Origin of the sequence: Aneurinibacillus sp. UBA3580 (assembly GCF_002375825.1) — a bacterium.
Taxonomy (GTDB): domain Bacteria; phylum Bacillota; class Bacilli; order Aneurinibacillales; family Aneurinibacillaceae; genus Aneurinibacillus; species Aneurinibacillus danicus.
Window position 1 is genome coordinate 15,396 of sequence record NZ_DFMZ01000095.1, and the last position, 12,947, is coordinate 28,342.

The following is a 12,947-nucleotide window of genomic DNA, read 5'->3' on the forward strand; positions in this document are numbered from 1 at the left end:
TTCTACCCCTCCATACGTCAGTAAATTTACAGCCTGTCTTTGTATTACTTAATAAACCCTTTGTAGTGGCGCTTCACAAGTTGGCTTTCGATTTGTTTCATCGTATCCAGCGCTACCCCGATTACAATCAGGATGGCCGTTCCGCCGATTTGAATGGATGCGGGAAGGCCGCTCACCTTCGAGAAGAAAACCGGAAGAATGGATACGACTGCCAAGAAGATTGCTCCTGCCAAAGTAATTCGGTTTAACGTTCGAGTAATAAATTGGGCTGTCTCATTTCCTGGACGTATACCTGGGATATATCCGCCGTTCTTTTTCATGTTGTCAGCCATCTGCGTTGGATTAACCTGCACGAACACGTAAAAATAAGTGAATCCGAAGATAAGCAGTACGTACAGTACCATGCCAATCCAATTCTGAGAGCTAAACGTCTGGATGTTAAACGTTTGAATCACCCAGTTGGAAACAGGATGCCCCGGCCAGAATTGAGCAATCGTAGGCGGAAAGATAATCAACGACAGAGCGAAAATTACAGGAATCACTCCGGCGCTGTTTACTTTCAGCGGAATATGTGTGGATTGCCCGCCATACATTTTTCTGCCTACGACGCGTTTCGCATACTGCACAGGAATCTTTCGTATTCCCTGCTGGATGAAAACAATCCCCACAATGATGAGAATGATCGCAAGCAGAATGCCTAATACCTTAACGATGTTAAGAAACATTTGATCCTCAGCGCCAATAAACTCTGAGGCGTAAAGTTGCTTCGCACCATTCGGAATCGCAGCTACGATACCTGCAAAGATAATGATGGAAATGCCGTTTCCGATGCCTTTCTCGGTAATTTGCTCTCCTAGCCACATGAGAAAAGCAGTTCCTGCCGTCAGTACAAGCGCAATTAATGCATACGTTGTAAAAGAAGGATTCTGCACAAGCCCCGGCATCATCCGGTTAAACCCGATAGAAAGTCCGATTGCCTGAATCAATCCCAGAATAATTGTAAAGTAACGTGTAAACTGAGCGATTTTGCGGCGGCCAATGTCTCCTTCTTTCGACCACTGGGTAAACGTCGGAACAACATCCATCGATAAAAGCTGCATAATAATCGAAGCGGTGATGTACGGCATAATTCCCATCGCGAAGATAGAGAAGTTCTGCAGCGCACCGCCAGAGAATGTATTTAGAAATCCGAAGATACTATTTTGCTGTGACAGCTGTTCAAGTACCGATACGTTAATGTTCGGCACCGGGACAAAGCTACCAATTCGAAAGACGACAAGCATCAAAAGGGTAAAAATCACCTTTCGACGCAAGTCGGCAATCTTAAACACATTGGCAATCGTGGAGAACATTAGATCACCTCGGTTTTTCCGCCAAGAGCCTCAATCTTCTCAACCGCGGATTGAGAAAACTTCTGGGCTTGAACCGTCAGCTTAACGTTAAGTTCTCCATTCCCTAAAATCTTCACACCATCACGTGCATTTTTAATTACGCCAGCTTCAAGAAGCAGTTCCGGTGTTACAACCGTACCTTCTTCAAACTGGTTCAGTTTGTCAAGGTTGATTATAGCAAATTCTTTACGGTTCGGGTTTGTAAAACCACGCTTCGGTAAACGACGATACAGCGGGTTTTGACCACCCTCGAAACCAGGGCGAACACCGCCACCGGAACGAGCGTTTTGCCCTTTGTGTCCACGACCAGCCGTTTTGCCGTTTCCAGAACCGATACCGCGACCCACACGCTTACGAGTGTGACGGGAACCTTCAGCAGGTTTGATTTCGTGTAATTTCATCGTTGCACCTCCTCTTTAAGCAAGATATCTATTACTCAGCGATTTCCTTAACTTCAACCATATGCTTCACTTTTTCCACCATACCACGCATGGCGGCATTGTCTTCTTTCACAACTGTCTGGTGGATTTTGCGAAGACCGAGAGCTGCTACAGTCGCTTTTTGTTTTTGCGTGCGACCGATCAGACTTCTTTTGAGGGTGATTTGCAATTTTGCCATGATCTAAGTCCCTCCTAACCTAAAAGCTCTTCCGCAGTTTTACCGCGCAGTTTTGCAACTTGGTCGGCAGTTTTCAGGCGGCTTAAACCTTCTAACGTAGCGTGAACCATGTTAATCGGATTGTTAGAGCCCAGAGACTTACTTAATACATCGCCTACACCAGCAAGCTCGAGCACCGCACGAACCGGGCCACCGGCGATAACTCCGGTACCTTCTGCAGCAGGCTTCATGAATACTTTACCGGCACCGAAGCGTCCATTTACTTCGTGAGGCAGAGTTGTTCCTACGAGCGGAACTTTAATCAGGTTTTTCTTTGCATCTTCGATGGCTTTACGGATCGCGTCCGGTACCTCTTGGGCTTTACCCATGCCGCAGCCTACGTGTCCGTTCTTGTCGCCAACGACTACTAGAGCGCTGAAGCTGAAACGGCGTCCACCTTTAACAACCTTCGCAACGCGGTTAATGGCGACTACTTTCTCTTCCAGCTCCAGGTTCGAAGCGTCAATACGCATGAAGTTTTCCCTCCTTGTGTAAGGAATTTCGTTCAATTAGAATTGCAGACCCGCTTCGCGCGCAGCTTCTGCAAGAGTTTTAATACGTCCGTGATACAGATATCCACCGCGGTCGAACACGACTTCTTTTATGCCTTTTTCGACACTGCGTTTCGCGATCAGTTCGCCGACTTTCGCAGCGGCTTCCTGGTTTCCTCCATGGCTTATTTGACCTTTCAGCTCAGGATCAAGAGTAGAAGCAGAAGCGATCGTTACGCCCGCTACGTCGTCGATGAGTTGAGCATAAATATGATTGGAAGAACGGTATACGTTCAAACGGGGAACTTGAGCCGTACCGGAAATTTTCTTACGAACACGCAAGTGTCTTTTCTTCCGTGCTTTGTTTTTATCTTGTTTCGAGATCACGTTATGTCACTCCTTTCTTACATACGCCTTAGCGATTACTTCTTACCAGTTTTACCTTCTTTACGACGTACGCGCTCGCCCTGGTAGCGAATACCTTTACCTTTGTAAGGTTCAGGCTTACGTACCGCACGAATTTCAGAAGCCACTTGACCTACGCGCTCTTTGTCGATACCTTTAACGACGATTTGCGTTTGAGCCGGAACTTCGAATTCAATGCCTTCTTCCGGAGTGATTTCAACTGGGTGAGAGTATCCAACGCTCAGAGTCAGGTTGCTGCCGCTCTTAGCAGCACGGTAACCTACACCAACCAGTTCCAGTGTTTTAGCAAATCCGTTCGTTACACCTTCTACCATGTTGGCGATAATACTGCGAGTTGTACCGTGCAATGCGCGGTGCAGTTTATGATCAGAAGGGCGCTCAACGATGATTTCGTTACCTTCCACTTTCACATTCACTTCATTGTGAAGCGTACGAGTCAGGGTACCCTTCGGCCCCTTTACAGTCAGTACTGTGCCATCAAGTTTTACCTCTACTCCATCAGGAATAGCGATCGGTTTTTTACCAATACGGGACATTCGTTACACCTCCATTCGTTGTCGAATGTATTACCAAATGTATGCTATTACTTCGCCGCCCACCTGTTGCTGGCGAGCTTGTTTGTCAGTCATTACGCCTTTAGACGTAGAAAGAATAGCGATTCCCAATCCGCCCAAAACACGAGGAATTTCGTCTTTGCCGGCGTATACGCGCAGGCCAGGCTTACTGATGCGCTTCAGACCATTGATTACACGTTCGTTGTCCGCACCATATTTCAGAAAAAGACGAAGAATGCCTTGTTTGTTATCTTCTACATATTCTACGTCACGGATGAAGCCTTCTTCTTTCAACAGGTTCGCGATTGCGTGCTTGATTTTGGAAGCAGGTACTTCCAGCTTCTCATGACGCACCATGTTGGCATTGCGAATGCGAGTAAGCATATCTGCAATTGGATCTGTCATTACCATATGTTTAACCTCCTTCCCATTTTGCGGGATTACCAGCTTGCTTTCTTCACTCCAGGCAATTGGCCTTGGTATGCTAAGTCGCGAATACAAATGCGGCAAAGTTTAAATTTGCGATACACAGAGTGCGGACGACCACAACGTTCGCAGCGTGTGTAGGCCTGCACTTTAAACTTCGGCTTACGTTGCTGTTTCACGATCATTGATTTTTTAGCCACGTGTTTCCCTCCTTGTCGTATAGGAATCCGAAATTACTTGGCGAAAGGAGCGCCCAATTGTGTTAACAGTTCGCGGCCTTCTTCGTCCGTTTGTGCTGTCGTTACGATTACGATGTCCATTCCGCGGATAGCGTCTACTTTATCGTACTCGATTTCCGGGAAGATCAATTGCTCTTTCAATCCCAGTGTGTAGTTTCCACGACCGTCGAACGCCTTGTTGGAGATACCACGGAAGTCACGTACACGAGGAAGAGAGATGTTGAATAATTTGTCCAGGAAGTGATACATACGCTCACCGCGCAGCGTCACTTTCGCACCGATCGGCATACCTTCACGAAGACGGAAACCGGCGATAGACTTCTTCGCGCGAGTGATAACCGGCTTCTGACCTGCGATTGCCTCCAGGTCACGAACCGCGCTGTCCAAAATTTTCGGGTTGGAAACTGCATCACCCAGACCCATGTTAATAACGACTTTCTCGATTTTCGGAACCTGCATAATAGACTTATATCCGAACTTCTGCATTAACGCAGGAGAAATTTTTTCTTTATATTGCTCTAACATTCTTGCAGCCATTTAGATGACCTCCTTTCCGACCTGACTACTTATCCAATACTTCGCCAGATTTTTTTGCAATGCGTACTTTCTTTCCGTCCACAACTTTGGAACCGATACGAGTCGGCTCGCCCGTTTTCGGGTCTACGATCATTACGTTGGAAGCGTGAATCGGAGCTTCTTGCGTAACGATACCGCCCTGCGGGTTGTTGGCATTCGGACGCGTGTGTTTCTTCACCATGTTTACGCCTTCTACAAGCACACGGCCTGTTTTCGGGTAAGCAGCGAGAATGCGACCTTTTTTGCCTTTATCTTTACCGCTGATAACAACAACGTTGTCACCGGATTTCACGTGCAGTTTCTTTTGTTCGGACATGACGGCACCTCCTTATGTTTAACTTAATACCTTTGTAAGCAGGATTTACAGTACTTCAGGAGCCAGAGAAACGATCTTCATGAAGTCTTTGTCACGAAGTTCCCGGGCAACCGGTCCGAAAATACGAGTTCCGCGCGGGCTTTTGTCATCACGAACGATAACCGCTGCGTTTTCGTCGAAACGGATGTAAGAACCGTCTTTACGGCGAGAACCACTCTTAGAACGCACGATAACAGCCTTTACTACGTCGCCCTTCTTAACAACGCCGCCGGGTGTTGCTTGTTTCACCGAACAAACAACAACGTCACCAATGTTAGCAAATTTACGGCCGGAACCGCCTAATACTTTAATGCACATTAATTCTTTTGCACCGGAGTTATCGGCTACACGCAAACGAGTTTGAGTTTGGATCACGGAGAGTCCCTCCCTTCAGATGTACCTAAACGTTCAATTTAAATTAGATAATAACGGCTTTCTCAACCACTTCAACCAGTCTGAAGCGCTTGTCTTTGGACAGCGGACGAGTTTCCATGATTTTTACCAGATCGCCGATTTTTGCAGTATTTTGCTCATCATGAGCTTTAAATTTCTTGGAGTATTTCACACGCTTTCCGTACAGCGGGTGCTTTTTGTATGTTTCGACCAGAACAACGATTGTTTTGTCCATTTTGTCGGAAACAACTCGACCAAGAACAACTTTACGTGCATTGCGTTCTTCTGCCATGTTTGCGACCTCCTCTCTAATCTATTAGCTAATGCCTAATTCACGTTCACGCAGAATCGTTTTTGCTCTTGCGATATCTTTACGCACTTGACGGATACGTGCAGGGTTGTCTAATTGACCAGTCGCTAATTGAAAACGGAGGTTAAAAAGTTCTTCTTTCATAGAAGTTACTTTTTGTTCAATTTCGGCAGTGGTTAGGTTGCGAATTTCATTAGCTTTCATTTGCGTCACCACCCAATTCTTCCCGTTTTACAAACTTACATTTAACCGGAAGCTTGTGCATGGCCAGACGCATTGCTTCACGAGCGACCTCTTCAGGTACACCAGCCAGCTCAAACATTACTTTTCCGGGTTTTACGATTGCTACCCAGCTCTCAACTGAACCTTTACCGGAACCCATCCGTACTTCAAGCGGCTTCGCAGTAACCGGTTTGTCTGGGAAAATTTTAATCCATACTTTACCGCCGCGTTTGATGTAACGAGTCATCGCAATACGAGCGGCTTCGATTTGACGGTTTGTTACCCAAGAGGCTTCCAAAGCTTGAAGGCCATATTCACCGAACGTTACCTGAGTGCCGCCTTTTGCTTGCCCTCTCATTTTTCCGCGATGTTGTTTGCGGTGTTTTACGCGTTTAGGGATCAACATGATTATTGGCCTCCTTCCTCTTCAGTTCTCTTCTTCGCCTGAGGAAGAACTTCTCCGCGATAAATCCATACTTTAACGCCGATTTTGCCGTACGTAGTATCGGCTTCAGCTGTACCGTAATCAATGTCAGCACGCAATGTGTGCAGCGGAACCGTACCTTCACTGTATCCTTCAGAACGGGCGATATCCGCGCCGCCAAGACGTCCGCTTACCATTGTTTTGATACCCTGAGCGCCTGCACGCATTGTACGCTGCAGAGATTGCTTCTGCGCACGACGGAAGGAAATACGGTTTTCCAATTGACGCGCGATGCTTTGCGCAACAAGGGTTGCATCCATATCAGGATTTTTAATTTCATTGATGTTGATATGCACTCTTTTGCCTGTTAGAGTAGACAATGCTTTACGAAGCTTTTCTACTTCGCTACCACCTTTACCAATAACCATACCTGGCTTAGCAGTGTGGATAGTAACATTTAAACGGTTGGCCGCACGCTCAATTTCAATAGTAGAAACAGAAGCGTCTTTCAACTGGGTTTTAACATATTCACGGACCTTTAGATCTTCGTGTAACAGATTAGCATAATCTTTCTCTGCGAACCACTTGGATTCCCAGTCGCGGATAATGCCAACCCGAAGTCCTACCGGGTTAACTTTCTGACCCACTCGCTATCCCTCCTTATTTCTCGGATAAAATTACCGTTACGTGACTTGTACGCTTATTGATCCGGCTCGCACGACCCATTGCACGAGGACGGAAACGTTTCAGTGTCGGACCTTCGTCGACAAATACCTTGCTAACAACCAGGTTATTAGCATCTAAATTCATGTTGTGCTCAGCATTCGCAACAGCTGACAGTAATACTTTCTCAATAACCGGAGATGCTGCTTTCGGCGTGTGCTTTAAAATCGCAATCGCTTCACCTACTTGCTTACCACGGATTAAGTCAACTACCAGACGCATTTTGCGAGGAGCAATTCGGACATAACGAGCTACCGCTTTCGCTTCCATTTAAGTAACCCCCTCTCTTACTTGGACGTATCCATTATCTTCTTGTTTTCTTGTCGGCATCAACGTGACCTTTAAAAGTACGAGTCGGAGCGAATTCTCCGAGTTTGTGTCCGACCATATCTTCGGTTACATATACAGGTACGTGCTTGCGGCCATCGTACACCGCGAATGTGTGACCGACGAAATCCGGGAAGATTGTAGAGCGACGAGACCAAGTTTTGATTACTTTTTTGTCGCCTTTTGCGTTTTGCTCTTCGACCTTTTTCATTAAATGATCATCAACAAAAGGTCCCTTTTTTAAGCTGCGTCCCATGAATGAACCTCCCTTCGTAATAGAAGTGCGGTGCCCTGCAACCGCACCTTGTTAAGCAGCATTACTTCTTGCGGCTGCGGATAATATACTTGCTGGATTGTTTGTTTTTCTTGCGAGTCTTCGCACCAAGCGTCGGTTTGCCCCAAGGAGTGAGCGGACCGCTGCGACCGATCGGAGCGCGACCTTCACCACCACCGTGCGGGTGATCGTTCGGGTTCATTACAGAACCGCGGACTGTCGGGCGCTTGCCTAACCAGCGGGAACGACCTGCTTTACCGATGTTGATAAGTTCATGTTCTAAGTTACCAACTTGACCGATGGTTGCGCGGCACTCTTTGCGAATCATACGAGTCTCGCCGGAAGCCAGACGAACGATTACATAGTCACCATCGCGGCCAAGCAATTGAGCTTCAGCACCAGCGGAACGAACGAGCTGGCCGCCTTTGCCTGCTTTTAATTCGATATTGTGGATAACCGTACCTACCGGGATGTTAGCCAGCGGCAGTGCGTTACCTACTTTGATATCAGCATCCGGACCGGATACAACAGTCATGCCTACTTGCAGACCATTCGGAGCCAGGATGTAGCGCTTCTCACCATCAACGTAGTTAATCAGCGCGATATTTGCGGAACGGTTCGGATCGTACTCGATTGTAGCAACACGACCTGGAATACCGTCTTTGTTACGTTTGAAGTCAATGATACGATACTTCTGCTTATGACCGCCACCGTGATGACGAACCGTGATTTTACCTTGGTTGTTGCGTCCAGCTTTTTTGTTTTTCGGCGCAAGCAGAGATTTTTCCGGCTTGGAAGTTGTAATCTCTTCAAAAGTAGACACAGTCATTTGACGGCGACCAGGAGAAGTCGGTTTATACTTTTTAATTGCCATTTGTTTTCCCTCCTTCGCTCTGTCTTACGAATTAAACACCTTCAAAGAACTCAAGAGCTTTGCTATCTTCACTCAGCTGAACGATCGCTTTTTTCCAGTCAGAACGACGTCCAAAGAATTTACCTACGCGCTTCGGCTTACCTTTAACACGCATTGTATTTACGTTTACAACTTTCACATCGAAAATGCGCTGAATCGCATCTTTGATTTCCGTTTTGTTTGCACGTAAATCAACTTCGAATACGTATTTGTTGCTGGCCATCATGTCAGCAGTACGTTCGGTAATAACCGGGCGCTTGATAATATCGCGAGGATCTTTCATTATGCAAGCACCTCCTCAACTTTTGCGACTGCATCCTTCGTAATCAGCAACTTGTCGTGATGCAGAACATCAAGAACATTGATTCCGTTAGCGGGAACGAATTTCACGCCGGGAATGTTGCGAGCGGACAGCGCCACATTGTCATTGTATTCACCTGTAACAACAAGCACTTTGTTGTCCACTTTCAGATTTCCGAGCACTTTTACCATTTCTTTTGTCTTCGGTGCGTCGAAATTCAGGGCATCCAATACCAGAATCTCTTCGTTCTGCACTTTAGAAGACAGAGCAGATTTAATCGCCAGGCGACGAACTTTTTTAGGAAGCTTGTAAGCGTAGCTGCGAGGAGTCGGTCCGAAAACCACACCGCCGCCTACCCATTGAGGGGAGCGAATGCTACCTTGACGAGCGCGTCCTGTTCCTTTTTGTTTCCAAGGCTTACGGCCACCACCGCTTACTGCGGAACGGTTTTTTACAGCGTGCGTACCTGCACGACGGGAAGCCTGTTGCATGATAACTGCATCGGCAAGCACTGCCTCGTTCGGCTCGATACCGAATACCGCATCGGACAGTTCGATTTCACCTACTTGAGAGCCATCTTGATTGAAAAGTGTTACTTTAGGCATTGCGAGTCCTCCTTTCTTGCTTATTTGCTGCCTTTAACGGCAGTTTTTACAACTACGAAGCTATTTTTAGGTCCCGGAATAGCACCTTTAATTAACAGCAAGTTGCGGTCTGCATCAACAGAAACCACTTCAAGGTTTTGAACCGTAACTTTCTCTCCGCCCATACGTCCAGGCAATGCTTTACCTTTCAGTACACGGTTAGCTGCGATAGAGCCCATGGAACCAGGACGACGATGGTAACGGGAACCGTGAGCCATCGGTCCGCGAGATTGGCCGTGACGCTTGATAGCACCAGCAAATCCTTTACCTTTTGATGTGCCGGTTACGTCAACAATGTCTCCCTCTGCAAAAATATCAGCTTTTAATTCTTGACCAACTTCGTACCCTGCCAAATCAACATTACGAAGTTCACGAATGAAGCGCTTAGGCGTTGTGTTAGCTTTTGCTGCATGGCCTTTTTCAGGCTTGTTGGCACGCACTTCTTTCTTGTCAGCGAAACCAATTTGAATTGCTTCATATCCATCAGTCGTTTGATCCTTCTTTTGAAGAACCACGCAAGGACCTGCTTCGATAACAGTTACTGGAACTACGATACCTTCAGCAGTAAAAACCTGGGTCATCCCAATTTTTCTACCTAAGATTCCTTTGGTCATGATAGCCACCTCCTATTGAGTAATCAAATTCATGTATTTATTTCCGTTCATTATATAATCGCTATAACATTGTTGGTTTGTCGTCAAACCTTACAGTTTGATTTCGATATCAACACCGGACGGCAGGTCCAGACGCATCAGCGAATCAACCGTTTGCGGTGTCGGGTTCACAATGTCGATCAGGCGCTTGTGTGTGCGCATCTCAAACTGTTCACGGGAATCCTTGTATTTGTGTACCGCACGCAAAATCGTGAAGACATTACGCTCAGTCGGAAGCGGAATTGGGCCAGACACCTCTGCACCGGAACGCTTCGCAGTGTCAACAATCTTCTCTGCGGACTGATCAAGAATTCTGTGATCGTATGCTTTCAAGCGGATACGAATTTTTTGTTTTGCCATTTTAGTCCCTCCTTTGTCGCCTATTTTGATAAACAGACAATTCTCAGCGGAAAAACCCGACCCCAGGCCATGGCATCGGAGCCTGGTGTGTCAGCAACCTCCCGCGTCATCGCGTTCATCAAACCAACATTCAACATTATATCGAAAATATAGGCTGAATGCAAGGTTTTTCTTTATCTTCATCATTTTTATGTAATGACTCAGACCCTGAATATTCTATCGTATACCAAATTAAAATGCAAGATTTTATATTTAACTTTTTTGGGCCAGCTACGCCTCTGCCAGCGCATCCGAAATTCCGTGAATCTGCCTAAGCAGTATATCGCATTCAATCAGACAATTCATTCAATGTATAAACTGTCGTGTGTTGCTGCACGTTAAGAAGGAACACGCGGGTTTTTACCGCGCCATTCCGATTCGAGGAGATGAAAACAATGGCACAGAAGAATAAGAAGAAGCAGGACGTGCAGGATGTGCACACATTGATAAATCAAATGGAGAAAACGCCTTACACCGCCAATTTAGTGAACGAAATCGAGCAGGATGAAATAAACCAGCGCGACAGCGGCATCAAGGATAACCGACAATAAAAAATGATTTCAACTGGGTATACCGCTTATCATCAATCAAGGCAACGAGCGCAGCAATCACCCGCTACAGTCTACATTACGAGGCTCATTCGCCACTCTGTTTAAGAAGGTTTCTACCGTCTCTGCCTCCACTGTCGATTCATACACACCGACCATGAGAGTAAGCGTCTCTCTGTATGCGCTCGCTCCCGGCATAAAACCCGGGGAAAACATAATCGGCGGCACCATATAAGCATCGGCCACCTCAGTTTCCTGAAACTTGAGCTCGGTCTTGCTGACCTCACCGAAGTTTGATAAATAAGGAGACGCCAGCCCTTGAGCCACAGCCTGGTGCCGCAATCCCCGGAACATCGCAAGTACATCACCGAAGCACATGCTTCCAAGCATCTCAAATACCGCGGCGGTATGCAGACTGATTCATCCACTCTTCCTCCAGTTTCAATACGCACTGGATTTGATAGTTAGAGAAGAAATAGCGTGCCATATAGTTAAACGTGTCCTGCGCACATACCGGAAGTCGCTCATTGCATGCCGATTCTATTACCCGTCTTTCCTTTCCCATGCCATTCACCTTTCTTTCTAAACGTTTTTAATTTTTGTCTATGTTTACACCGACATTATATGGCTCTGTTTATAAAATTTCAATAAAAACATTTGAAAAAAAGCAAACGAAATGCTATGATATCTATAAATAAAATAAACAAAGAGAGGATATGTCTTTATATGCAAGAAGTTTCCGAACTTTTCTGGAATGCATCACTGGAAGAGATAAAGCGGGGATATATTTACGAAGAAGCGTCTGAACAGTATATCTGTCTCATCTGCGGCCGAAGATTTACCCGTGGCGTCATCTATCCGCATGAAAACGCGCTCTACGACGCGGAGAGATTTGCTCGTCTGCACATCACACATGAGCACACCTCTATGTTCGACTTCCTAATCGGGCTGGATAAAAAACTGACCGGGCTCACCGAACACCAGAAAACAATCGTCCGCTATTTCTATGAAGGACTAAGCGACAATGAAATCGTCAAAGAACTGGACGGCGGCAGTACATCCACCATTCGCAATCACCGTTTCACACTGAGAGAGAAAGCCAAACAGGCCAAAATCCTGCTGGCAATTACCGAATTAGTCGAGGAAAAAACGGCGAAACCGAATAAATTCATCTCTATTCCACGCAGCGCTGCCATGGTGGATGAACGCTTCGCCATTACCGAAGAGGAAAACAAGGCGATACTTCAGAGGTACTTCACACAGGGGGAAAACGGTCCACTGTCCGAATTTCCGAAAAAGGAGAAAAGAAAAGTGGCGATCCTTAAGCACATCGCCAAACGATTCGAATTGAACCGGCATTACACCGAGAAAGAAGTAAACGAGATACTGAAACAGATTTATCCTGACTATGTGACAATCAGGCGCTATCTGATTGAATACGGCTTTATGGACCGCTATCCGGATTGCAGCGCCTACTGGGTCAAATTCTAAATGAAGGAGAAAAGGAAAATGGAGAAGCAAAAACGAAAGGAAGCTAAATTGCAGTATAAACAAACACACAGGCCAATGGGCGTCTATCAAATAAAGAATCAAGCGAACGGTAAAATCCTCATCGGAAGCAGCTTGAATCTGGAAGGGATTAAAAACCGTCACTGGTTTGGGCTAAATATGGGAATGCATTACAACAAAACCCTTCAGCAG

General features: G+C 46.3%; 27 protein-coding genes. 3 read left to right on the plus strand and 24 right to left on the minus strand.

Annotated features, from left to right (window positions below):
- Positions 1-44: 44 nt before the first annotated feature.
- From secY to rpsJ, 22 genes are all read right to left on the minus strand, one after another.
- A complete protein-coding gene (secY, locus tag B2899_RS13835) occupies positions 45-1,352 on the minus strand; it encodes a preprotein translocase subunit SecY (RefSeq protein WP_286886597.1) in 1,308 nt (435 codons plus the stop codon).
- Positions 1,352-1,792 (minus strand): 50S ribosomal protein L15, encoded by a 441-nt coding sequence (rplO, locus tag B2899_RS13840; protein ID WP_146810068.1) that lies wholly within the window; start codon positions 1,790-1,792, stop codon positions 1,352-1,354. The genes secY and rplO overlap by 1 nt, the downstream gene beginning before the upstream one ends.
- A 31-nt stretch (positions 1,793-1,823) precedes the next feature.
- Positions 1,824-2,009 (minus strand): 50S ribosomal protein L30, encoded by a 186-nt coding sequence (gene rpmD / locus B2899_RS13845; RefSeq protein ID WP_146810067.1) that lies wholly within the window; start codon positions 2,007-2,009, stop codon positions 1,824-1,826.
- 14 nt (positions 2,010-2,023) lie between these two features.
- Positions 2,024-2,521 carry a 30S ribosomal protein S5 gene (rpsE, locus tag B2899_RS13850; RefSeq protein WP_146810066.1) on the minus strand — a complete coding sequence of 166 codons (498 nt, stop codon included), beginning with the start codon at positions 2,519-2,521 and terminating at the stop codon, positions 2,024-2,026.
- Positions 2,522-2,557: 36 nt separating this feature from the next.
- Positions 2,558-2,926 carry a 50S ribosomal protein L18 gene (rplR, locus tag B2899_RS13855; RefSeq protein ID WP_146810065.1) on the minus strand — a complete coding sequence of 123 codons (369 nt, stop codon included), beginning with the start codon at positions 2,924-2,926 and terminating at the stop codon, positions 2,558-2,560.
- A gap of 35 nt (positions 2,927-2,961) precedes the next feature.
- Positions 2,962-3,501 carry a 50S ribosomal protein L6 gene (gene rplF / locus B2899_RS13860; RefSeq protein WP_146810064.1) on the minus strand — a complete coding sequence of 180 codons (540 nt, stop codon included), beginning with the start codon at positions 3,499-3,501 and terminating at the stop codon, positions 2,962-2,964.
- Positions 3,502-3,531: 30 nt separating this feature from the next.
- Positions 3,532-3,930, minus strand: coding sequence for a 30S ribosomal protein S8 (gene rpsH, locus B2899_RS13865; RefSeq protein ID WP_146810063.1), 399 nt, complete (start codon positions 3,928-3,930; stop codon positions 3,532-3,534).
- A 29-nt stretch (positions 3,931-3,959) separates the two neighbouring features.
- Positions 3,960-4,145, minus strand: coding sequence for a type Z 30S ribosomal protein S14 (locus B2899_RS13870; RefSeq protein ID WP_040305028.1), 186 nt, complete (start codon positions 4,143-4,145; stop codon positions 3,960-3,962).
- A 33-nt stretch (positions 4,146-4,178) separates the two neighbouring features.
- Positions 4,179-4,721, minus strand: coding sequence for a 50S ribosomal protein L5 (rplE, locus tag B2899_RS13875; protein WP_146810062.1), 543 nt, complete (start codon positions 4,719-4,721; stop codon positions 4,179-4,181).
- Positions 4,722-4,746: 25 nt separating this feature from the next.
- Positions 4,747-5,058: a 50S ribosomal protein L24 gene (gene rplX / locus B2899_RS13880; RefSeq protein WP_146810089.1), complete on the minus strand. Its 312-nt coding sequence runs from the start codon at positions 5,056-5,058 to the stop codon at positions 4,747-4,749.
- Positions 5,059-5,121: 63 nt separating this feature from the next.
- On the minus strand, positions 5,122-5,490 hold the full coding sequence (gene rplN / locus B2899_RS13885) for a 50S ribosomal protein L14 (protein WP_146810061.1): 369 nt from the start codon (positions 5,488-5,490) through the stop codon (positions 5,122-5,124).
- Positions 5,491-5,533: 43 nt separating this feature from the next.
- Positions 5,534-5,800, minus strand: coding sequence for a 30S ribosomal protein S17 (gene rpsQ, locus B2899_RS13890; RefSeq protein WP_146810060.1), 267 nt, complete (start codon positions 5,798-5,800; stop codon positions 5,534-5,536).
- A 24-nt stretch (positions 5,801-5,824) separates the two neighbouring features.
- Complete coding sequence (rpmC, locus tag B2899_RS13895) at positions 5,825-6,022, minus strand: 50S ribosomal protein L29 (RefSeq protein ID WP_146810059.1); 198 nt, start codon at positions 6,020-6,022, stop codon at positions 5,825-5,827.
- The gene (gene rplP, locus B2899_RS13900; protein ID WP_146810058.1) at positions 6,012-6,446 is read right to left on the minus strand and encodes a 50S ribosomal protein L16; all 435 of its coding nucleotides are present in this window, start codon (positions 6,444-6,446) and stop codon (positions 6,012-6,014) included. The genes rpmC and rplP overlap by 11 nt, the downstream gene beginning before the upstream one ends.
- 2 nt (positions 6,447-6,448) lie before the next feature.
- Positions 6,449-7,111, minus strand: a complete 663-nt coding sequence (rpsC, locus tag B2899_RS13905) for a 30S ribosomal protein S3 (protein WP_146810057.1) — start codon at positions 7,109-7,111, stop codon at positions 6,449-6,451.
- 13 nt (positions 7,112-7,124) lie between these two features.
- A complete protein-coding gene (gene rplV / locus B2899_RS13910; protein ID WP_146810056.1) occupies positions 7,125-7,457 on the minus strand; it encodes a 50S ribosomal protein L22 in 333 nt (110 codons plus the stop codon).
- Positions 7,458-7,491: 34 nt separating this feature from the next.
- Positions 7,492-7,770: a 30S ribosomal protein S19 gene (rpsS, locus tag B2899_RS13915; RefSeq protein ID WP_146810055.1), complete on the minus strand. Its 279-nt coding sequence runs from the start codon at positions 7,768-7,770 to the stop codon at positions 7,492-7,494.
- Between the two features lie 61 nt (positions 7,771-7,831).
- Complete coding sequence (gene rplB, locus B2899_RS13920) at positions 7,832-8,662, minus strand: 50S ribosomal protein L2 (RefSeq protein WP_146810054.1); 831 nt, start codon at positions 8,660-8,662, stop codon at positions 7,832-7,834.
- Between the two features lie 31 nt (positions 8,663-8,693).
- On the minus strand, positions 8,694-8,984 hold the full coding sequence (rplW, locus tag B2899_RS13925; RefSeq protein ID WP_146810053.1) for a 50S ribosomal protein L23: 291 nt from the start codon (positions 8,982-8,984) through the stop codon (positions 8,694-8,696).
- Positions 8,984-9,607, minus strand: coding sequence for a 50S ribosomal protein L4 (gene rplD, locus B2899_RS13930; protein WP_146810052.1), 624 nt, complete (start codon positions 9,605-9,607; stop codon positions 8,984-8,986). The genes rplW and rplD overlap by 1 nt, the downstream gene beginning before the upstream one ends.
- Positions 9,608-9,627: 20 nt before the next feature.
- Positions 9,628-10,260 (minus strand): 50S ribosomal protein L3, encoded by a 633-nt coding sequence (rplC, locus tag B2899_RS13935; RefSeq protein ID WP_146810051.1) that lies wholly within the window; start codon positions 10,258-10,260, stop codon positions 9,628-9,630.
- Positions 10,261-10,350: 90 nt separating this feature from the next.
- Positions 10,351-10,659, minus strand: coding sequence for a 30S ribosomal protein S10 (gene rpsJ, locus B2899_RS13940; protein ID WP_040305031.1), 309 nt, complete (start codon positions 10,657-10,659; stop codon positions 10,351-10,353).
- A gap of 434 nt (positions 10,660-11,093) precedes the next feature.
- Here rpsJ and B2899_RS13945 point away from each other — a divergent pair, with 434 nt between their 5' ends.
- On the plus strand, positions 11,094-11,249 hold the full coding sequence (locus tag B2899_RS13945; RefSeq protein ID WP_286886619.1) for a hypothetical protein: 156 nt from the start codon (positions 11,094-11,096) through the stop codon (positions 11,247-11,249).
- 57 nt (positions 11,250-11,306) lie between these two features.
- Here B2899_RS13945 and B2899_RS13950 read toward each other — a convergent pair whose 3' ends face one another.
- Positions 11,307-11,636 carry a hypothetical protein gene (locus tag B2899_RS13950; RefSeq protein ID WP_286886621.1) on the minus strand — a complete coding sequence of 110 codons (330 nt, stop codon included), beginning with the start codon at positions 11,634-11,636 and terminating at the stop codon, positions 11,307-11,309.
- Between the two features lies 1 nt (position 11,637).
- Positions 11,638-11,811 carry a hypothetical protein gene (locus B2899_RS13955; RefSeq protein WP_286886622.1) on the minus strand — a complete coding sequence of 58 codons (174 nt, stop codon included), beginning with the start codon at positions 11,809-11,811 and terminating at the stop codon, positions 11,638-11,640.
- Between the two features lie 161 nt (positions 11,812-11,972).
- Between B2899_RS13955 and B2899_RS13960 the strand changes: the two genes are divergently transcribed.
- Both B2899_RS13960 and B2899_RS13965 read left to right on the plus strand, forming a co-directional pair.
- On the plus strand, positions 11,973-12,737 hold the full coding sequence (locus B2899_RS13960; RefSeq protein ID WP_286886624.1) for a DUF2087 domain-containing protein: 765 nt from the start codon (positions 11,973-11,975) through the stop codon (positions 12,735-12,737).
- An 18-nt stretch (positions 12,738-12,755) separates the two neighbouring features.
- A partial coding sequence (locus B2899_RS13965) for a GIY-YIG nuclease family protein (protein WP_286886626.1) occupies positions 12,756-12,947 on the plus strand: 192 nt, incomplete at its 3' end.